The organism is Pseudoalteromonas sp. ABE4_541 (genome assembly GCF_056312285.1).
Genome location: NZ_JBSVEM010000071.1, coordinates 1 through 245, shown reverse-complemented (window position 1 = coordinate 245; position 245 = coordinate 1). Strand labels below are relative to the sequence as shown.

Here is a 245-nt window from a genome sequence, read left to right as displayed (position 1 = left end):
CTAATGCTTTGTTGAAATCGAATTCTTGAGTCATGTGTCATTCCTGTTTTCCTAATATTACTGAAATGACACAGATTTCTAAACACTACCTAAAAAAAACCAAACTCGCTTCACGTCAATGGACGACAAGATTTTATATCTCTACTCCAAAGGTATGACGACCCGTGAAATCGTTTCTACGTTCAAAGAAATGTATGATGCTGATGTATCACCAACACTGATTTCTCGTGTTACAGATGCCGTTA

The 245-nt window shown here is 36.7% G+C and carries 1 pseudogene; it reads left to right on the top strand.

The features are described 5' to 3' along the window. Positions 1-85: 85 nt before the first annotated feature. Positions 86-245 (top strand): annotated as a pseudogene (locus ACW689_RS21535) (transposase); the annotation flags it as partial.